Here is a 19,396-nt window from a genome sequence, read left to right on the forward strand (position 1 = left end):
CGACTCTATCAGATCGTTTTCCGATCCGATTTCCTCGGTGCTTTCCAGGTTCTCGCTTTCGCGTTTCCCTTTCCGGCGGTTCCGACTCTATCAGACGCTCTTCGGTGCCTGATTCCCGGCCGGCGGGATTGCCTTGGGCTTTTCGGCTTTCGCCGTTCGGCCTTTCGACATTCACTACGTTAGCCGATTCCCTCTCGGACTCATAATCGAGTCCCAGCGGATTCAATTCGGACATGCGGGCACGTCGAATCGACCCCCGCCAGGGGGAAGTCGTAGGTAGTGGGGTGGCCGCTTCCGTCTACTGGCGATTGCCGTACCCGGGTCAAGCGGCTCGGAGTACATTACGCATCTTCCAAGAGCGAGTCAACGTGACCTGCGTCTCGGTGCATGGGGGCGGTAGGGGCTCACCGTCGGGTCGCCGTCCACCCAGTAGCGCCAGGGGTGCACATCTCCGTCACCGCCGTCGCCGGCGACACCCGTCCTCGGGCCGTTGCGCACCTGGTCGGAAGGGACCGGGGTGCCGGTGAGGAGGTGGAGCGGGGAGGCCGCCGGGCCGCAGACGTCCGTGCCGTCCAGGGAGCGGTCGATGTCCAGGGCGGTGGCGAGGCGGGCCGGGCCCTTGGCCAGTTCCCTGTCGTTGCGGGCGGAGAGCCTGCGCTTCCGGGCCAGCTCGGCGCCCTCCACGATCTCGCCGGCGCGGAGCAGCACCCCGCTCGCCCGTCCCTCGGGGCCGCAGACGAGGTTCATGCAGTGCCACATGCCGTAGGTGAAGTAGACGTACGCGTGGCCGGGCGGGCCGAACATCACGTCGTTGCGGGCGGTGCGGCCGCGGAAGGCGTGGGAGCCGGGGTCGTTCGGGCCGTCGTACGCCTCGACCTCGGTGAGGCGGACGGTGATCGGGCCGTCGGGGGTGGTGCGCACCAGGAGGCGGCCGAGGAGGTCGGGGGCGACCTCGAGGACGGGACGGTCGAGGAACTCCCGGGGCAGTGGCGTACGGTCCGGTGGCGTGATCATGCCCTCCGAGGGTAGTGCAGCCCCGGTCGCCCTCATGGCGGAACCGGTCGGAGCCGGATCGCGTTTGTACGGGGCGAAGGCCCATTCGTAAGGGGAGAGTAAATGGCGTTCAAGAAGCTGCTCGCGAGCCTGGGGGCCGGGGGCGCCTCGGTGGAGACGGTGCTGACCGAGGTCAACGTGGTGCCCGGTGGTGTCGTGCAGGGCGAGGTCCACATCCAGGGCGGCTCGGTCAACCAGAACATCGAGGGGCTGTCGGTCGGTCTTCAGGCGAAGGTCGAGGTGGAGGGCGGCGACCAGGAGTACAAGCAGGACATCGAGTTCACGCGGGTGCGGCTCGGCGGTGCCTTCGAGCTGCAGGCGGGGGCGGTGCACGCGGTGCCGTTCGGCCTGGAGATCCCGTGGGAGACGCCGGTCACGATGATCGACGGGCAGCAGCTGCGCGGGATGCACATCGGTGTGACCACCGAGCTCCAGATCGCCCGTGCGGTGGACTCCTCCGACCTGGACCCGATCAACGTGCACCCGATGCCCGCGCAGAAGGCGATCCTCGACGCCTTCGTCCAGCTGGGCTTCCGCTTCAAGACCGCGGACATGGAGCGCGGTCACATCCGGGGCACGCGGCAGCAGCTGCCGTTCTACCAGGAGATCGAGTTCTACCCGCCGTCGCAGTACCGGGGTCTGCACCAGGTCGAGATCAGCTTCGTGGCGGACGAGCACGCCATGGACGTCGTGCTGGAGATGGACAAGAAGCCGGGCCTGTTCAGCGAGGGCTCCGACACCTTCCGTTCCTTCCAGGTGGGCCTGCACGACTTCCACACCACCGACTGGGCGGCGTACCTGAACCAGTGGCTGTCCGAGGTCGGCAGCCGCCGTAACTGGTTCTAGGCTCGGACCCACTGAACGGAATCGATCAGGAGGTACCGAGGTGACCGAGCTCAAGCGGCGGCCGCTCCCCCATGACTTCCATCCGCCCGTGCCGTCGTTCACGGTGACGAGTGAGGACATCGAGCCGGGCGGGGTGCTCAAGGGCGCCCAGGTCTATGCCGACGGGAACATCTCGCCGGAGCTGAGCTGGGAGGGGTTCCCGGCGGAGACGAAGAGCTTCGCCGTGACCTGCTTCGACCCGGACGCGCCGACCGGCAGCGGGTTCTGGCACTGGGTGGTGTTCGACATCCCGGCCTCGGTGACGTCGCTCCCGGCCGGTGCGGGCAGCGGGAAGTCCGACGGGCTGCCCGAGGGCGCGGTTCAGGCGCGCAACGACTACGGGACCAAGGACTTCGGCGGGGCCGCCCCGCCGCCCGGGGACGGACCGCACCGCTACGTCTTCACGGTGTACGCCGTGGACCAGGAGAAACTCGGTCCGGACTCGGATGCCTCGCCGGCCGTCGTCGGTTTCAACCTGCGGTTCCACGCGCTGGCGCGCGCCCAGCTGATCGGGGAGTACGAGAACCCCGCGCAGAGCTGATCGCCGCTTCGGTGTTTGCCCGCCCCTGGTCTTGGAAGTGATCAGGGGCGGGCGCTTTTTATTGCGTTGTCCATCTCGACGCGCCCGTCCAGAGTTGATCCACGTCCGCCGGGGGGTGGGCGGGCACACGGGAGGTGGGCTTGATGCGTGGCACCTTGGTCCTGAACGCGAGCTTCGAACCGCTGTCGACGGTGACGCTGAACCGTGCCGTCGTGCTGGTCCTCCAGGACAAGGCGGTCGTGGAGCAGGCGCACCCCGTGCTGCGGATGCGCGGCGTCGATGTGGACATACCCGCGCCCCGGGTGATCCGGCTGTGCAGGTATGTACGGGTGCCCTTCCGAAGACAAGCGCCATGGTCGAGGCGGGGTGTGCTGGTGCGGGACCGGCACCGGTGCGCGTACTGCGGGCGGTCGGCGAGCACGGTCGACCACGTGGTGCCCCGGGCGCAGGGCGGTGGGGACAGCTGGCTGAACACGGTGGCCTCGTGCGCGGAGGACAATCACCGCAAGGCGGACCGGACTCCGGAGCAGGCGGGGATGCCGCTGCTGTGGCAGCCGTTCGAGCCGACGCCCGCGGACGCGATGCTGCTCGCGCTGGGCAACGAGGACTTCGACGCGCTGCCGGACTGGCTGGCGCTGAAGGCCGCGTAGGCAGGAGACACGACAGCGGGGCCCGCCTTTCTGATGAAGGCCGGGCCCCGCTGTCGTACGGCGTCGTTCGTACCGGCGTCAGTCGATGGACGGGCGCTCGCGGCGGTCGGAGCCGGTGCCCTTGTTCTGCTGGGGTACGGAGCTGCCGCCACCGCCCCCGCCGAAGTTGCCGAAGTTGCCCATGGCGCCGGAGAGGCCCTTGAGGGCGTCGCCGATCTCGCTGGGGACGATCCAGAGCTTGTTGGCGTCGCCCTCGGCGATCTTCGGGAGCATCTGGAGGTACTGGTACGAGAGCAGCTTCTGGTCCGGGTCGCCCGCGTGGATGGCCTCGAAGACCGTACGGACCGCCTGGGCCTCGCCCTCGGCGCGCAGGGCGGCGGCCTTGGCCTCGCCCTCGGCGCGCAGGATCTGGGACTGCTTCTCGCCCTCGGCGGTGAGGATCGCGGCCTGGCGCGTGCCTTCGGCGGTGAGGATCGCGGCGCGCTTGTCGCGGTCGGCGCGCATCTGCTTCTCCATCGAGTCCTGGATGGAGGTGGGCGGCTCGATGGCCTTGAGCTCGACGCGGTTGACGCGGATGCCCCACTTGCCGGTGGCCTCGTCGAGGACGCCGCGCAGGGCCGCGTTGATCTCCTCGCGGGAGGTCAGGGTCCGCTCCAGGTCCATGCCGCCGATGATGTTGCGGAGCGTGGTGACGGTGAGCTGCTCGATCGCCTGGATGTAGCTGGCGACCTCGTAGGTGGCGGCCCGGGCGTCGGTCACCTGGTAGTAGATGACGGTGTCGATGTTGACGACCAGGTTGTCCTGGGTGATCACCGGCTGGGGCGGGAAGGGCACGACCTGCTCGCGGAGGTCGATGCGGTTGCGGATGGTGTCGATGAACGGGACCACGATGTTCAGGCCCGCGTTCAGGGTCCGCGTGTAGCGGCCGAAGCGCTCGACGATGGCGGCGCTGGCCTGTGGGATGACCTGGATGGTCTTGATCAGGGCGATGAAGACCAACACCACCAGAATGACCAGGACGATGATGACCGGTTCCATCGTGTTCCCCGTACCCCTCTCCGCTGTCGAAGATCTTGCTGGTCGAGTCTGTCAGACCGCTGCCCAACTCGGGGGCAGATGAATCAGATGACGAGCGCGGTGGCCCCCTCGATGTCCACGACGTCGACCTCCTGACCGATCTCGTAGGCGCGTGAGGCGTCGAGGGCGCGGGCCGACCAGATCTCCCCGGCGAGCTTGACGCGGCCGCCGGAGGCGTCGACGCGCTCCAGGACGACCGCCTGCTTGCCCTTCAACGCGTCCACGCCGGTGGCCAGTCGGGGGCGCTGCCGGTCGTGGCGCAGGGCGATGGGGCGGACGACGGCGATGAGGGCGACGGAGACGACCACGAAGGTGAGCACCTGGATCACCACGCCGAAGCCGAGCCCCGCGACGACGGCGGCGGCCACGGCTCCCACCGCGAACATGCCGAACTCGGGCATCGCGGTGATCACGAGGGGGATTCCGAGCGCCGCAGCGCCGACGAGCCACCACACCCATGCGCCGATGTCGTCCACGGGCTCATGGTAGGGCCGTGGGGCGGGCCGCCGACAGGGTGCGGGCGGGGGCCGCCCGGATCAGGAACGGCTCGGGAACGGATCAGGACAGGGGCAGGCCGCGCGCGGTCCAGCGGTCGCCGGCCTGCTCCACGACGAGCGGGAGGCCGAAGCACAGGGAGAGGTTGCGGGAGGTGAGTTCGAGCTCGATGGGGCCCGCGGTGAGGACCTTGCCCTGGCGGATCATCAGGACGTGGGTGAAACCCGGGGCGATCTCCTCGACATGGTGGGTCACCATGATCATGGAGGGGGCGATCGGGTCGCGGGCCAGCCGGCCGAGGCGGCGGACCAGGTCCTCGCGGCCGCCGAGGTCGAGTCCGGCGGCGGGCTCGTCCAGGAGCAGCAGCTCGGGGTCGGTCATCAGGGCGCGGGCGATCAGGGTGCGCTTGCGCTCGCCCTCGGAGAGGGTGCCGAAGCGGCGGTCGAGGAAGTCGCTCATGCCGAGGCGGTCGAGGAAGGCTCGGGCGCGCTGCTCGTCGACGTCCTCGTACTCCTCGTGCCAGCCCGCGGTCATGCCGTAGGCGGCGGTGAGGACGGTCTGCAGGACGGTCTGGCTCTTGGAGATCTTCTCGGCCATGGCGATGCCGGCCACGCCGACGCGGGGGCGCAGCTCGAAGACGTCCACCTTGCCGAGGGTCTCGCCGAGGATGGTGGTGGTGCCCTTGGTGGGGAACAGGTAGCTGGACGCGACGTTGAGGAGGGTGGTCTTGCCGGCGCCGTTGGGGCCGAGGATGACCCAGCGCTCGCCCTCCTTGACCGACCAGTTGACCTGGTCCACCAGAGCCCGGCCCTCACGGACCACGGATACGTCCTGAAGCTCCAGAACATCGCTCATGAGCGCGTTGTCTCCCCTTGCGTTGTGGCCGGTCTCGGCTGTCGCGTACGCCTGTGGCTCGGGCCGCCACGCCAATGGGCGCAGCCCATATGAAATCTACGCCACGAGTGTGGTGCTCCAATCCATCGGTCCGGTCCTTAGGGTGGGGGGATGCTCACGGAACCGCGTTCAGGACGCCTCGCCGCTTGGGGAAATGCCCTCTTGGCCGGACTTGTCTCCCCGGATGACGCCGTACTCGCCGTGGTGGGCGAAGACGCGGTGCACCGGGTCGAGGGGTTGCCGGGCGAGGAGGGCGTGGTCGGTCTCACGCTGGCGCTGGGGCGGCTGCGGGGGCTCGGGGTGACGGGTTTCCGGGTGGCGCTCCCCGCGCCGGGGCATCCGCTGGGGCTGAGCGGTCCGCCGGAGTTCAACGCGCGGGCGCTGGAGGCCGAGGAGGCGGTGGTCTGCTCCGGGGCGGCGTTCGGCCTGGTCCCGGAGGTGTACGAGGCGGGGCCCGAAGGTGACGTGCACACCGAGGTCGTCTGGCACGTGCTGCCGGTACGGGAGGCGCCGCCCGCGGACGTGCCCTCGCTGGGCGAGGCGGAGCGGGAGCTGGCGGAGGCGCTGCGCGACGCGACGGAGGTGCTGACGCGGCTGGACGTGGCCGCGTCGGGTCCGGTGGCCGAGGCGGCGATCGACGCGTACCGGGCACGGGCGGAGGCGCCGCGCCGTGCGGGGGCCCGGGTGACGGGCGGCCACGGGTACGACGTGCTGTCGCCGGGGTATCCGCCGCGTGCGGTACGGGTGCTCGAACTGGCGGAGCGCATCGGGCTGCTGGTGTCCCTGGCGTACGGGGGCGGGCACGGGGGTGCGGTGAGCGCGTCGGAGATGACGGCGCGGGCGGCCGCGCTGCGGCCGGTGGAGCGGACGGCCCGGCGGGCGCGGGTGGCGGCGTACAACTCGGTGGTGGAGGAGCGGGAACGGCACTGAGGCGCGGGCGCTCGCGCTGAGTTGCCGGGGCCCGGGGTGAGGCACCGGGGCTCGTGGCCGGGCTGCCGGTGATGGTGCCTGGCCGCCGGAGGTTCGTGGCAGACGCAGGGCCCCCGGTGGGGGTGCCGGGGGCCCTGCGAGTCTGTGGGGGTGCGTCAGCCGTTGATGCCCGTGTTGCCGAAGGCCGGGTTCAGCAGGCCGATGACGTTCACGGTGTTGCCGACGACGTTCACCGGGACGTGCACCGGCGCCTGGATGACGTTGCCCGAGACGACGCCGGGCGAGGCCGTGGCCGCGCCGGAGGCGCCGCTGCTGGCGGAGGCCATGCCCGCGCCCGCCGCGATCAGTCCGCCGGTCACCATCGTCACGGCCGCGGCCTTCTTCAGGTTCTTCATGTCCAACCCCTCCTTGGCATTCACCGCGGCGGTTCGCCGCAGCACGCACTGGAGAACGGCGGGGGCGGGACGAGGTTGCGCCGTACGGGTGACATTCCCACGACGGTATGAATCTCGGATCGGACGGTGACCTTTCGGATCGCCGTTCGTGGGGCGGAAGTTGACCGGGTTTCAGCCGGTCACACCGTGACGTACCGCCCACAGCGCCGCCTGGGTGCGGTCGGCCAGGTCGAGTTTCATGAGGATGTTGGAGACGTGCGTCTTGACGGTCTTCTCGGACAGGACGAGGGCGCGGGCGATCTCGCGGTTGGAGCGTCCGTCGGCGATCAGCCCCAGCACCTCGCGCTCCCGGTCGGTGAGTGAACCGCCCCTGCCCTGGCCGGGGTTGGTCTCCTCCTGGGAGAGCAGGGCGTCGGCGACCTCGGCCTGGAGCAGAACGTGTCCGGCGTGCACGGAGCGGATGGCGGCGGCGAGGGCGTCGGGGTCCACGTCCTTGTAGACGTATCCGGCGGCGCCCGCGCGCAGGGCGGGGACGACCGTGCGGCGCTCGGTGAAGCTAGTGACGATCAACACCCGGGCGGGGTTGGCGAGTTCGCGGAGTCTGCGCAGGGCCTCGATACCGTCCATGCCCGGCATCTTGACGTCCATGAGGACGACCTCGGGGCGCAACTCCTCGGCCTGGGCGACTCCTTCGGCCCCGTCGGCCGCCTCGCCGACGACCTCGATGTCGTCCTGCACCTCCAGGAAGGTGCGCAGGCCCCGGCGGACGACCTGGTGGTCGTCGACGAGGAGCACCTTGATCGGGTCAGCCACCGGGCACCTCCATCTCGATCGCGGTGCCCTTGCCGGGCGCCGATTCCACGGTCAGCGTGCCGCCGACCCCGCTCGCGCGGTCCCGCATGGAGACCAGTCCCAGATGGCGTCCGGCGCGGCGGACGGTCGTGGGGTCGAAGCCGTCGCCGTCGTCGGTGACGCGCAGGACGACGCCGTTGCCGCGCCGGGCCATGACGACTTGGACGTGGGCCGCGCCGGAGTGGCGCAGGGCGTTGTGCAGGGCCTCTTGGGCAACCCGGAGCAGGGCCTCCTCCTGGGCGGCGGGCAGGGCGCGGATGCCGTGGCCGGTGAAGGTGACGCGGGCGCTGTGGGCGCGGTCGAGGACCTGGATCTGGGTGCGGAGGGTGGCGACGAGGCCGTCCTCGTCCAGTGCGGCGGGGCGCAACTCGACGACGGCCGCGCGCAGTTCGTCCGCCGCCTCGGCCGCGAGGGCGGCGACCTGGTGCAGCTCCTCCTTGGCGCGGGCGGGGTCGCGGTCCACGAGGGCGGTGGCGGCCTGGGCGGTCAGGCGGAGCGAGAACAGCTTCTGGCTCACCGCGTCGTGGAGTTCGTGCGCGAGGCGGGAGCGTTCCTCGGCGATGGTCAGCTCGCGGCTGCGTTCGTAGAGGCGGGCGTTGGTGAGGGCGATGGCGGCGTGCTGGGCGAGGATGCCGAGCAGCTCCTCGTCCTCGGCGGTGAAGCCGCAACTTCCCTCCGGTTTCCGGCAGTTCTTGTTGGCGAGGAAGAGAGCGCCGATGACCTCGTCGCCGTCGCGGATGGGCAGGCCCAGGAAGTCGGCCAGTTCGGGGTGGGCGTCGGGCCAGCCCTCGAACCGGGGGTCCTGCCGTACGTCCGCCAGCCGCTCGGGGCGGGCCTCGCGCAGCATCGCCGCGAGCACGCCGTGCTGCCGGGGCAGCGGTCCGATCGCCTTCCACTGTTCGTCGCTGACCCCGTCCACGACGAACTGGGCGAAGCCGCCGTGGTCGTCGGGGACGCCGAGGGCGGCGTACTGGGCGTCGAGCAGTTCGCGGGCGGAGGCGACGATCGTCTTGAGGACGTCCCGCACTTCCAGATGCCTGCTCATGGCCAGCAGCGCGGAACTCACCGCGGCGAGGCCGGACCGGGTGCCGTGACTCATGTCCTCACGGTACCGGCGGGGTGCGCCGGGGCGGATCGGCCGGGTGACCTGCTGTTCGGGCCGCTGGACGTAGGGCCTGGGGCGTAGGCCGTCGGACCCCGTCGTCCGGTGGGGCTCCGGACGTACGGCGAAGGGACCGCGCGGGTCGGGGCCGCGGGCCGAGGTGGGCGGGGGCGGGCCGTTCCTAGGTTGGGGTCACCGCCCGCCGGGGCGGTCGAGTGTGACCCAAGGGGATGGTGAGGATGGCTGTCGCGATCATCACGGGGGCGTCGAAGGGGCTGGGCCGGGCACTGGCGAGTGCGCTGGCCGCGCGGGGCTGGGACCTGGTCCTCGACGCCCGGGGCGAGGGGGCGCTGAAGGAGGCCGCCGGGGCGGTCGCCGGGCACGGCACGCGGGTGGTGGCACTCGCCGGGGACGTCACGGACGGCGCGCACCGGGCCGCGCTGGTGGCGGCGGCGCACCGCCTTGGCGGGATGGACCTGCTGGTGCACAACGCGAGCGCGCTGGGCGCCGAGCCCCTGGTGGGGCTGGCGGAGCTGCCGCTCGACGGGCTGCGGCGGGCGGTGGAGGTGAACACGGTCGCCGCGCTGGGCCTGGTGCAGGAGGCGCTGCCCGCGCTGCGGGCCTCGGCGGTGGGCGCCGTGATCATGCTCAGCTCGGACGCGGCGGTGGAGGCGTACCCCACCTGGGGCGGTTACGGCGCCTCGAAGGCGGCCCTCGACCACCTCGCGGCGGTGCTCGCCGAGGAGGAGCCGGGGCTGCGCGTGTGGGCGGTGGACCCGGGCGACATGGCGACCGGGCTGTACGAGGCGGCCGTACCCGGGGACGATGCTCCACGCCCCGCGCCCGAGAGTGTGGCGCCCGCCTTCCTGCGGTTGCTGGAGGACCGGCCGGAGAGCGGGCGGTACACCGCCGACGCGCTGCTGGAGCGGCGATGAGGACGGCCACGGCCCTGCCGTGGGAAAAGGTGCCCCGGGAGCTGTCCGCGCGCGTCCCGGCCGAGCAGCGGGGCCCCGGGCTCGGCCGGGATTCCGTACGGCTGCTGGTCTCGCGCGGTACGGCGGTGACGCATCACGCGTTCGGGGAGCTGCCCCGGCTGCTGCGGGCCGGTGACGTGCTGGTGGTGAACACCTCGGCCACGCTGCCCGCGGCGGTGGACGGGCGGACCGGGTCCGCGCCGGTGGTGGTGCACTTCTCGACCCGCGGGGACGACGGACGGTGGGCCGTCGAGCTGCGGGAGCCGGACGGCCGGGGCACGACGCGCGCGCGGGCGGGCGGACCCGCGCGGACGGAGGTGGGGCTGCCGGGCGGGGCGCGGCTGGTCCTGGAGGAGCCGCTGGCGGGGGGCGGCGACGGCGCGCGGCTGTGGTGGGCGCGGGTGTCCGGGGCGCCGGTCGCCCGGGTGCTGAGCGAGCACGGCCGTCCCATCCGCTACTCCTATACAGAGCGGGACCAGTCGCTCGCGGCGTATCAGACGGTGTTCGCGCTGCCGTCGGCCGACGGGGCGGGGAGCGCGGAGATGCCGAGCGCGGCGCGGCCGTTCACGGCGCGCGTGGTGGCGGAGCTGGTGAGCCGGGGGGTGTGGCTGGCGCCGGTGACGCTGCACACGGGGGTGGCGTCGGTGGAGGCGCACGAGCCGCCGTATCCGGAGCGGTTCGCGGTGCCGGAGGCGTCGGCGCGGCTGATCGGGGCGGCGCGGGCCGGGGGCGGGCGGGTGATCGCGGTGGGGACGACGGCGGTGCGGGCCGTGGAGTCGGCGGCCGGGCCCGACGGCGTGGTGCGGGCGGCCGGCGGCTGGACGGAGCTGGTGGTCACGCCGGAGCGCGGGGTGCGGGTCGTGGACGGGCTGCTGACCGGGCTGCACGAGCCGGCGGCCTCGCATCTGCTGATGCTGCGGGCGGTGGCGGGGCGGGCGGCGGTGGACCGGGCGTACGCGGAGGCGGTGCGCGAGCGGTACCTCTGGCACGAGTTCGGGGACGTCCATCTCCTCCTCCCACAATGAGTGCTTACGCAAAGCACCCCGCCGACGACGGCGAGTGAGAAGGGGAGGTTACCGGTGTGAGCCCTCGCATAGGGCGCACATCACTTACGAACGGACATAGGAGACAAGGTATCCCACGATGAACGGGACAGATGCTCCAATCTGTCCCGTTTTGCCCTTACCTGATCCACTATGCAGGGTCGTACTTCACCTCGTTGCCATGGCATTTTGCGGCCGCTAAGAATTGCTCTCGTCGCTCAGCGCCGCGGGTTCCCCCCGCGGCGTTCGTGCGGGAGGAGCCGATTCCTCCGGCGGACGCAGGAGCGACCTCCGCGCTCACTCAAAGAGGTCCATCAGCCATGCCCAAGAACATCCTCGACACCGATCGTCTCAGTCGTTCCATGGACAAGCTCGGCGCCTTCGCCTCGGCGAAGGTGAGCAAGTTCAACGCGCTCGACAAGCAGCGCAAGATCGCGGTCGCCGGTGTGAGCACCCTCGGTGCCGCCGCCATCGCCCTCGCCGCCGTTCCCGGTGGCAGCACGGCCGTCGCCACCGGCGTCCCGGCCGCGCACACCCAGGTCGCCGCCGAGCACACCCAGGTCCAGGACCTGAAGGGCACGTTCACCGACCCGGCCGCCAACCAGCAGCTCAAGCTCGACGCGATCGCCGCCAAGGCGAAGGCCGAGGCCGACTCCGCCACCAAGAAGCGCTCCGCCGACGCCGACGCGAAGAAGAAGGCCGCCGCCGACGCCGCCCGCAGGGCCGCCGCGGCCCGCTCCGCCAAGAAGGCCGCGAGCCGGTCCGCCGAGCGCCCGCAGATGGAGACGGTCGCCGCGCGCACCTACTCGAACAACCTCGACGGGTGGATCCGCCACTCGCTCGACATCATGCACACCAAGGGCATCCCGGGCAGCTACAGCGGCCTGCACCGCAACATCATGCGTGAGTCCTCCGGCAACCCGCGTGCCATCAACAACTGGGACATCAACGCGATCAACGGCATCCCCTCCAAGGGTCTGCTCCAGGTGATCCCGCCGACCTTCGCCACGTACCACGTGACCGGTACCTCGTGGAACATCTACGACCCGGTCGCGAACATCACCGCCGCCGCCAACTACGCGGCCCACCGGTACGGCACGATCGACAACGTCAACAGCGCGTACTGAGGCCGGCGCGGACCTCTGAGACACGCACAAGGGCGGCAACCCTACGCCGGGGATGCCGCCCTTCACGTACCTCACCAGGCCGTCGCCCGTGGCCGCCCTACTTGCGCATGACCTCCGGCTCGTGCCGTCGCAGGAAGCGCGAGACGAGGAAGCCGCACAGCACGCCGAGCGCGATCAGCGCCACCATGTCCAGCGCCCAGGCCCCGGCCGTGTGGTCCCACAGCGGGTCCGTGCTGCTCGGGTCGTCGAGGTTCGGCGCGATGTTGTTGAAGTCCAGCGTGGCCCCCGCGGCGGCCACCGCCCAGCGCGACGGCATCAGGTACGAGAACTCGTTCACACCCGGGGTGCCGTGCAGGGCGAAGAGGCAGCCGGTGAACACGACCTGGACGATCGCGAACATCACCAGCAGCGGCATGGTCTTCTCGGAGGTCTTCACCAGCGAGGAGATCACCAGGCCGAACATCATCGAGGCGAAGCCCAGCGCCATGACCGGCAGGCACAGCTCGAGGAGCGTCGAGCCGCCGAACACCACACCGCGGTCGGGGATCTCCCGGCTGGAGAGGCCGATCAGGGCCACCATGAGGCCCTGGAGCACGGTGATCACGCCGAGCACGACCACCTTGGACATCAGATAGGCCGAGCGGGACAGACCGGTCGCGCGTTCCCGCTCGTAGATCACCCGCTCCTTGATCAGCTCACGGACCGAGTTCGCCGAGCCCGCGAAGCAGGCGCCCACGGCGAGGATCAGCATCACCGTCGTCGCCGTGCTGTTCGGGATGTGGATGCCGGTCTTGGGATCGACCGCGTTCACCAGCAGGCCCTTGCTGTGGTCGATGAGCAGGCTGACCGCGCCGATCACCGCGGGCAGCAGCACCGTCAGCGCCAGGAAGCCCTTGTCGGAGCCGATGACCGAGACGTACCGCCGGATCAGCGTCAGCAACTGGGAGCCCCAGCTCTGCGGCTTGGCCTTCTTGGTGGCCTTGGACGCCGAGAGGGCTACGGACTGCGGCGCGACCGCGTCGATGTCGGCGGCGTACATCTGGTAGTGCTGGGAGCCCTTCCAGCGCTCGGCCCAGTTGTAGTCGCGGTAGTTCTCGAAAGCGGAGAAGACATCGGCCCAGCTGTCGTAGCCGAAGAAGTTCAGCGCCTCGTCCGGCGGACCGAAGTAGGCGACCGAGCCGCCCGGCGCCATCACCAGGAGCTTGTCGCACAGGGCCAGCTCGGCCACCGAGTGGGTGACCACCAGGACCGTACGGCCGTCGTCCGCGAGGCCGCGCAGCAGCTGCATGACATCGCGGTCCATGCCCGGGTCCAGGCCCGAGGTCGGCTCGTCCAGGAAGATCAGCGACGGCTTGGTCAGCAGCTCCAGGGCCACCGAGACGCGCTTGCGCTGGCCGCCGGACAGGGAGGTGACCTTCTTGTCCTTGTGCACGTCCAGCTTCAGCTCGCGCAGCACCTCGTCGATGCGGGCGTCGCGCTCGGCGGGCGTGGTGTCGGCCGGGAAGCGGAGCTTGGCCGCGTACTTCAGGGCCTTCCGGACGGTCAGCTCCTTGTGCAGGATGTCGTCCTGCGGGACCAGGCCGATGCGCTGGCGCAGCTCGGCGAACTGCTTGTAGAGGTTACGGCTGTCGTACAGCACCTCGCCCTCGTTGGCGGGCCGGTAGCCGGTCAGCGCCTTGAGCAGCGTGGACTTGCCGGAGCCCGACGGGCCGATCACCGCGATCAGCGACTTCTCCGGGGCGCCGAAGGACACGTCCTTCAGGATCTGCTTGCCGCCGTCGACCGTGACGGTGAGGTGGCGGGCCGAGAAGGAGACCTCACCGGTGTCGACGAACTCCTCGAGCCGGTCGCCGACGATCCGGAACGTGGAGTGACCGACACCGACGATGTCGTCCGGGCCGAGCAGCGCCGTGCCGCCCTTGCCGATCGGCTGGCCGTTGACGAACGTGCCGTTGTGCGAGCCGAGGTCGCGGATCTCCGAGCGGCCGTCGGGCGTCGACTGGAACTCGGCGTGGTGCCGGGAGACCTGGAGGTCGGAGACGACCAGGTCGTTGTCCAGCGAGCGGCCGATGCGCATGACGCGGCCGAGCGCGAACTGGTGGAACGTGGTCGGGCTGCGGTCGCCGTACACCGGCTCGGCGGTCTTGTCGACGGACGCCGCGTCCGGGGCGGGGTGCTGGTGCGGAATCCGGCCCGACTGGTGGGGGTGCTGGTGGGAGCCCGGGTTCGCCCCCGGCCAGTCCGTGTCCGGCTGCGCCTGCGGGGTCTGCTGCGGTCCCTGGTTCCAGGCGCCGGCGCCCTGTGCGGCGTACGGCGTTCCCTGCTGCACCTGTGGCACCGCTTGCGTCGGCATCGCGTGGTGGGCCTGGTGGGCCTGGTGCGTCTGCTGGGGCTGCCCGCCGCCCGAGAGGTTCACGCGCGGGCCGTCGGTCGCGTTGCCGAGGTGCACCGCCGAACCGGCTCCCAGGTGCGCCTGACTGATCCGACGGCCTTGCACGAAGGTGCCGTTGGTGCTGCCGTGGTCCTCGATGACCCAGCCCTGGCCGTCGAAACGGACCGTGGCGTGCCGCCAGGAGACCCTGGCGTCTTCGAAGACGATGTCGCCCCGCGGATCACGTCCGAGGGCGTAGGACCTGGACGGATCGAGCGTCCAGGTCCGGCCGTTTGATTCCAGTACGAGTTCCGGCACTCCATGCCCCACTGAGTTGTCCCCCGAATTACCCCCGACACAGGGAGTTTAGGGATGTCGAACATCGTGGGGAACTATTCCAGGCGGAGGGCTGTCCTCCCAATCCGGCCCGGACGGGGGGCGCTTGCGGGTGGGGCGGCTCGCGCCGTTGACGGGGTGGAAAACGGGTCGGAAAGTGGTAATCCCGCCCGAGGGGGTTGCCTCCGGCGGATCGGGGGGGGTTGGGGGCCCGGGGGCTGGGGTTTGAGGCTGGGGCTGGGGCTGGGGGCTGGCGTGAGTTCTGTGGGTTCTCTGCGGGGTGGGGTCAACGGGGGTGCGGGGCGGGGGCGTTCGTTGCCCTGGGGGGACGCCGTTCTTTCCGCTGTCGCGGGGGTCGGGTGGGCGTTCGTGGGGATGGGGGTCACCGCCGCGCTCGGGTTGCATCTCGTCGGGGCGGATTCCCGGGGGGCGCTGGGGGCGCTTACGGCTGCCGTCGTGGCGCTTGCCGTGGGGGGTTCCGTCTCGCCTTCCGTCGACATGTCCGCCTTCGGGATGACGGGGGGCGAGGCGCATGTCGCCTTTCGGGCAACGCCGTTGGGGGTGAGTCTCGTGGGGGCGTTGTTGCTCGGGTGGTTCTTTCTGCGGTCCCTGCGGGTGGCGGGGGCGAGGGGTGGGGGCTCGGCGCGTGAACTCCTCTTCCGGGCCGGCGTGTTGGTGGTGCTGTTCGGCGCCGGGGTGCTGGGGCTTTCGTGGGTGGGGCGGGGGGTTGTCACGCTCGACGGCGATGCGCTGGGGCTGCGCCGCGTTTCGGGGGGTGGGGGGTGGCTCGGGGGGCTCGGGGGGTTGGTGTCGGATCAGGTGGGGGATCTGGCGCACGCCGAGGTTGCGGTTCGGTTCGCCGTGGACTCCGGGGGCACGGTGGTTGGTGGGCTGGTGTGGTGTGCGGGGGTGCTCGTCGTCGCCCTGCTCGCTTCGCGTCGCGTGCCTTTGCCTCCGAGGTGGGAGGGCTTGCTGAAGGGGGTGCGGCCTGCTGCTTCGGCTGTCGTCACCGTGTTGCTGGTCGCGGTTGTGGCGGGGGTCGCGGCTGCCGGTTACGCGGCTGTCGGGGACGATCATCCGGGGCGGATCGCGGGTGCGGCTCTGCTCGGGGCGCCCAATGGGGCTTGGCTCGCTGTGCCGTTGGGGTTGTTCGTGCCCTGGGACGGGAGGGCGAGCGGGGTTATGCGGATGGTGCTTCCGGACCCCGTCGACCAGTTCCTGACCGACTCCCCCGGTCACCCCGTCACCGTGGGGCGGTTGGCCGAGCTGGACGGGCGGGTGTGGCTGCTTGCCGTGGCTGCGGCGTTGCTGATGTTGACGGCGGGGGTGCTGACCGCCGTGCGTACTCCGGCGGGGACGCGGCGCTTGGCCTTGCGGTGTGGGGTTGGGCTGGGGGTGGCTACGGGCGTCGCGTTGCCGCTGCTTGTGTGGTTCACCGCTACGTCGGTTCAGGCGTCGGTGTCTGTGCTGGGCTTCGACGCCTTCGGTACGGGGGTTGAGTTGCGGGGGCGGGTGGGGGTGGCTGTGCTGGCGGGGGTCGTGTGGGGTGGGGTGGCGGGGGTTTTGGGGGCGTGGGTTGCGGGGCGTCGGGTGAGGGTGGCGGGTACGGGGGGTGACGGGGGTATGGGGTCGGTGTGCGGGACGGCCCGGTACGGGGGGCAGGGTGCTGTGGGTGGGCCCTATTCGCCCAGCCGGCCCTATCGGGCGCCCAACCCCGACACGAATCCGTATCTCCGGCTGCCGGAAGTGTCGCCGGAGGCGGGTGGGGACGACGTTTCCGGAGCGCCCACTGTTGCCAGTCCTACCCTTCCGTCTCCGCCTCGGCGGCGGCGTCGGTCCGGGGGGTCGTCCGATCAGGGGCCGCCGCCTCCCCCGCCTCGGACGCCGGGTGGCTGACGCGCCTCCGGTTCCGTGGGGGCGGGGCCGCGGCGGGGGGTATCCGTCCTCGGTCCGGCGGGCTCCCCGCTGACACAAGCACCCTGAGTTTTCGCCGGCCGCTGCGGGCGGACACCCCCCGCCACGTCCCCTCGCCGCCGTACGCGGCTGCGGCGCCGCCTCGCGACGGGCCAGGCAGGGAGGGTAATTGACCGCGGGATGCGCGACGGCCCTCGCCTCTGTGACGGCGGCAGGCCGGCAGCCGCTTGGTCGTCCGTCGACTGGTACTGGAATGGCGCTAAGGTCACCGACATACCTGTTCCGGCGTGGGGTCAGTGATGCAGAACGAGAGGAGCGCCGGAGTCATGCCCGACTTCATCCGTACCGGCCGTCTGTTCAGAGTGACCGGCTTCGATCCTTCGCACCGCCAGCTGATGCTGTGGAGTGAGGCGCTCGCCATGGATAAAACCACCACGCACGTGGAGGTCTACATCGGCCATGTGACGTTGATGCTCCTCAGGCCGTACTACCGGAGCGGCCTGCACATCAGGCGGGCCACCGAGGCGGAGTTCGCCGAGCTGAGCGAGCGGCACGGGTTGTCGGCCGACAACGCGCCGTGGACGTGGATGATCGCGGACGACGGCAGCTTCGTGGTCGGGGGTGCGCCCAGCTGGCGTGAGGCGGAGTACTCCCTGATGGACAGGGAGTCGCTGTTCGACTTCTCGAAGTCGTGGCCGCCGCCGTACCCGGCCGAGTGGGGGACCGTGGACTGAGGGTGCCGGGCCGGCGCTGAGGCGCGGGCCGGGGATGCGGGGCCGTCGGGCGATTCTTCGCCGGGCGGCCCCCGTCCGGTTGGCGGACCTGTCGGGCGGCGGGTGCGGGAGGCCGGATACGGTGGGGGGACCATGAGCGCTACGGAGAACGCCGCTGTGCAGGCTGTTGATGACCCGACTCTGTTGGTGAAGATATTCGGGAAGGACAGGCCGGGGATCACCGCCGGGCTGTTCGACACGCTGGCCGCTTTTCAGGTCGATGTGGTCGATATCGAGCAGGTTGTCACTCGGGGGCGGCTGGTGCTGTGTGCGCTGGTTTCTACGCCGCCGGCGGGGCTCGAGGGTGATCTCCGGTCGACCGTGCACAGCTGGGCCGAGTCGATGAAGATGCAGGCCGAGATCATTTCGGGGCGTGGGGACAACCGGCCTCGGGGGGTTGGGCGGTCGCTCGTGACCGTGCTGGGGCATCCGCTCACCGCTGAGTCGACGGCTGCCATCGCCGCGCGGATAGCCCAGGCCGGGGGCAATATCGACCGGATTTTCCGGCTGGCCAAGTACCCGGTGACGGCGGTTGAGTTCGCCGTTTCCGGTGTGGAGACCGGGTCGCTGCGGAGTGCGCTGGCCACGAGTGCGTCGGCGCTGGGGGTCGACATAGCCGTCGTGTCGGCGGGGCTGCACCGGCGGGCGCAGCGGCTCGTGGTCATGGATGTGGACTCCACGCTGATCCAGGACGAGGTCATCGAGCTGTTCGCGGCGCACGCGGGCTGTGAGGCCGAGGTCGCCGAGGTGACCGCCGCCGCGATGCGCGGGGAGCTGGACTTCGAGCAGTCGCTGCATGCCCGGGTCGCGCTGCTGAAGGGGCTGGACGCCTCGGTCGTCGACAAGGTGCGGGATCAGGTGCGGCTCACGCCGGGGGCGCGGACCTTGATCCGGACGCTGAAGCGGCTCGGTTATCAGGTGGGGGTCGTCTCCGGCGGGTTTACGCAGGTCACTGATGATCTGAAGGAACGGCTGGGGCTCGACTTCGCCCAGGCCAACACCTTGGAGATCGAGGACGGCAAGCTGACCGGGCGGGTCACCGGGGAGATCGTGGACCGGGCGGGCAAGGCGCGGCTGCTGCGCCGGTTCGCCGCCGAGGCCGGGGTGCCGCTGTCGCAGACCGTCGCGATCGGTGACGGCGCCAACGACCTGGACATGCTGAACGCCGCCGGGCTCGGTGTCGCCTTCAACGCCAAGCCGGTCGTCCGCGAGGCCGCCCACACCGCCGTGAACGTCCCCTTCCTCGACACCGTCCTCTACCTCCTCGGCATCACCCGCGAAGAGGTCGAGGCCGCCGAGACCCACGACGAGGACTAGTACCGGGAACAAGAAGGGGGGTCCCGTGCCGCTTGCGGTGCAGGACCCCCCTTCTTCTTCGGCTTTTCGTCATTCCGATGGGGTCCAGTACTCGGTCAGCGTCGCCTTGCCCGGTTCCAGGTTCTTCCAGTCGCCGTCGTACGACAGGACCGCGAAGCCCGCTGCGGGGAAGCCCCGGCGGTTCATGCGCTCGCGGGCGTCGTCCTCCGAGGAGCCCGCGAGGATGTCGGCCAGGTGGTGCACGCCGGGGTTGTGGCCGATGAGGATCAGCGTGCGGACGTCGTCCGGGGTCTCGTTGAGCACGGCGATCAGCTCGCCGGGTGAGGCGTCGTAGACCCGGTCCTCGTAGACCGTCCTCGGGCGGTGGGCCAGCTCGTGGACGGCGAGCTTCCAGGTCTCGCGGGTTCGCAGGGCGGTGGAGCAGACGGCCAGGTCGAAGGCGAGGCCGGTGTCGGCCAGTCTGCTGCCCGCGACCGTGGCGTCCGTGCGCCCCCGCTCGGCGAGGGGGCGCTCATGGTCGGAAACCTGGGGCCAGTCGGCTTTCGCATGGCGGAAGAGGACGATCCTGCGGGGTTCTGCGACGCTCATGGCACCCAGCTTCGCACGAAAGATGCGCCCTGGCGCAGGGAGTTGACATGCGGATTCACCGTACGAGCGAGGGTCTCGC

General features: G+C 70.9%; 19 protein-coding genes. 10 read left to right on the plus strand and 9 right to left on the minus strand.

The window, feature by feature from the left end:
• Positions 1-363: 363 nt before the first annotated feature.
• Positions 364-1,014, minus strand: a complete 651-nt coding sequence (locus AB0E91_RS26715) for a DNA-3-methyladenine glycosylase (RefSeq protein ID WP_361786939.1) — start codon at positions 1,012-1,014, stop codon at positions 364-366.
• A gap of 102 nt (positions 1,015-1,116) precedes the next feature.
• On the opposite strand from AB0E91_RS26715, the gene AB0E91_RS26720 reads away from it, so the two are divergent.
• From AB0E91_RS26720 to AB0E91_RS26730, 3 genes are all read left to right on the plus strand, one after another.
• Complete coding sequence (locus AB0E91_RS26720; protein ID WP_361786942.1) at positions 1,117-1,899, plus strand: sporulation protein; 783 nt, start codon at positions 1,117-1,119, stop codon at positions 1,897-1,899.
• Between the two features lie 40 nt (positions 1,900-1,939).
• On the plus strand, positions 1,940-2,479 hold the full coding sequence (locus AB0E91_RS26725) for a YbhB/YbcL family Raf kinase inhibitor-like protein (RefSeq protein WP_361786945.1): 540 nt from the start codon (positions 1,940-1,942) through the stop codon (positions 2,477-2,479).
• A 143-nt stretch (positions 2,480-2,622) separates the two neighbouring features.
• Positions 2,623-3,129 carry an HNH endonuclease gene (locus tag AB0E91_RS26730; protein WP_361786948.1) on the plus strand — a complete coding sequence of 169 codons (507 nt, stop codon included), beginning with the start codon at positions 2,623-2,625 and terminating at the stop codon, positions 3,127-3,129.
• Between the two features lie 78 nt (positions 3,130-3,207).
• On the opposite strand, the gene AB0E91_RS26735 is transcribed toward AB0E91_RS26730, so the two are convergent.
• From AB0E91_RS26735 to AB0E91_RS26745, 3 genes are all read right to left on the minus strand, one after another.
• Positions 3,208-4,167, minus strand: coding sequence for an SPFH domain-containing protein (locus AB0E91_RS26735; protein ID WP_361786951.1), 960 nt, complete (start codon positions 4,165-4,167; stop codon positions 3,208-3,210).
• Between the two features lie 83 nt (positions 4,168-4,250).
• Positions 4,251-4,682 carry an NfeD family protein gene (locus tag AB0E91_RS26740; RefSeq protein WP_361786954.1) on the minus strand — a complete coding sequence of 144 codons (432 nt, stop codon included), beginning with the start codon at positions 4,680-4,682 and terminating at the stop codon, positions 4,251-4,253.
• A gap of 82 nt (positions 4,683-4,764) precedes the next feature.
• Positions 4,765-5,556, minus strand: coding sequence for an ABC transporter ATP-binding protein (locus AB0E91_RS26745; protein ID WP_361786957.1), 792 nt, complete (start codon positions 5,554-5,556; stop codon positions 4,765-4,767).
• Positions 5,557-5,706: 150 nt separating this feature from the next.
• On the opposite strand from AB0E91_RS26745, the gene AB0E91_RS26750 reads away from it, so the two are divergent.
• On the plus strand, positions 5,707-6,525 hold the full coding sequence (locus AB0E91_RS26750; protein WP_361786960.1) for a hypothetical protein: 819 nt from the start codon (positions 5,707-5,709) through the stop codon (positions 6,523-6,525).
• Between the two features lie 155 nt (positions 6,526-6,680).
• Here the strand turns inward: AB0E91_RS26750 and AB0E91_RS26755 are convergent, their stop codons facing one another.
• The 3 genes from AB0E91_RS26755 to AB0E91_RS26765 all read right to left on the minus strand — a co-directional run bounded on the left by AB0E91_RS26755 (position 6,681) and on the right by AB0E91_RS26765 (position 8,871).
• Positions 6,681-6,920: a chaplin gene (locus tag AB0E91_RS26755; protein ID WP_361786963.1), complete on the minus strand. Its 240-nt coding sequence runs from the start codon at positions 6,918-6,920 to the stop codon at positions 6,681-6,683.
• A gap of 171 nt (positions 6,921-7,091) precedes the next feature.
• Complete coding sequence (locus AB0E91_RS26760; protein ID WP_361786966.1) at positions 7,092-7,733, minus strand: response regulator transcription factor; 642 nt, start codon at positions 7,731-7,733, stop codon at positions 7,092-7,094.
• Positions 7,726-8,871, minus strand: a complete 1,146-nt coding sequence (locus tag AB0E91_RS26765; protein WP_361786969.1) for a GAF domain-containing sensor histidine kinase — start codon at positions 8,869-8,871, stop codon at positions 7,726-7,728. Before AB0E91_RS26765 ends, AB0E91_RS26760 begins: the two co-directional genes overlap by 8 nt.
• Before the next feature lie 242 nt (positions 8,872-9,113).
• On the opposite strand from AB0E91_RS26765, the gene AB0E91_RS26770 reads away from it, so the two are divergent.
• The 3 genes from AB0E91_RS26770 to AB0E91_RS26780 all read left to right on the plus strand — a co-directional run bounded on the left by AB0E91_RS26770 (position 9,114) and on the right by AB0E91_RS26780 (position 12,018).
• Positions 9,114-9,809, plus strand: a complete 696-nt coding sequence (locus AB0E91_RS26770; protein ID WP_361786972.1) for an SDR family NAD(P)-dependent oxidoreductase — start codon at positions 9,114-9,116, stop codon at positions 9,807-9,809.
• On the plus strand, positions 9,806-10,873 hold the full coding sequence (locus AB0E91_RS26775; RefSeq protein WP_361786975.1) for an S-adenosylmethionine:tRNA ribosyltransferase-isomerase: 1,068 nt from the start codon (positions 9,806-9,808) through the stop codon (positions 10,871-10,873). Before AB0E91_RS26770 ends, AB0E91_RS26775 begins: the two co-directional genes overlap by 4 nt.
• A gap of 380 nt (positions 10,874-11,253) precedes the next feature.
• A complete protein-coding gene (locus AB0E91_RS26780; RefSeq protein WP_361787456.1) occupies positions 11,254-12,018 on the plus strand; it encodes a transglycosylase SLT domain-containing protein in 765 nt (254 codons plus the stop codon).
• Positions 12,019-12,115: 97 nt separating this feature from the next.
• On the opposite strand, the gene AB0E91_RS26785 is transcribed toward AB0E91_RS26780, so the two are convergent.
• On the minus strand, positions 12,116-14,707 hold the full coding sequence (locus AB0E91_RS26785; protein WP_361786978.1) for an FHA domain-containing protein: 2,592 nt from the start codon (positions 14,705-14,707) through the stop codon (positions 12,116-12,118).
• Positions 14,708-15,100: 393 nt separating this feature from the next.
• Between AB0E91_RS26785 and AB0E91_RS26790 the strand changes: the two genes are divergently transcribed.
• The 3 genes from AB0E91_RS26790 to serB all read left to right on the plus strand — a co-directional run bounded on the left by AB0E91_RS26790 (position 15,101) and on the right by serB (position 18,729).
• Positions 15,101-16,621, plus strand: a complete 1,521-nt coding sequence (locus tag AB0E91_RS26790; protein ID WP_361786981.1) for a streptophobe family protein — start codon at positions 15,101-15,103, stop codon at positions 16,619-16,621.
• A 344-nt stretch (positions 16,622-16,965) separates the two neighbouring features.
• Positions 16,966-17,373, plus strand: coding sequence for a hypothetical protein (locus tag AB0E91_RS26795; protein ID WP_361786984.1), 408 nt, complete (start codon positions 16,966-16,968; stop codon positions 17,371-17,373).
• A 132-nt stretch (positions 17,374-17,505) separates the two neighbouring features.
• The gene (gene serB / locus AB0E91_RS26800) at positions 17,506-18,729 is read left to right on the plus strand and encodes a phosphoserine phosphatase SerB (protein ID WP_361786987.1); all 1,224 of its coding nucleotides are present in this window, start codon (positions 17,506-17,508) and stop codon (positions 18,727-18,729) included.
• A 69-nt stretch (positions 18,730-18,798) separates the two neighbouring features.
• Here serB and AB0E91_RS26805 read toward each other — a convergent pair whose 3' ends face one another.
• Positions 18,799-19,317 (minus strand): histidine phosphatase family protein, encoded by a 519-nt coding sequence (locus AB0E91_RS26805; protein WP_361786990.1) that lies wholly within the window; start codon positions 19,315-19,317, stop codon positions 18,799-18,801.
• Between the last annotated feature and the right edge of the window lie 79 nt (positions 19,318-19,396).

The organism is Streptomyces sp. NPDC026659 (assembly GCF_040638245.1).
In the GTDB taxonomy this organism is placed as follows: domain Bacteria; phylum Actinomycetota; class Actinomycetes; order Streptomycetales; family Streptomycetaceae; genus Streptomyces.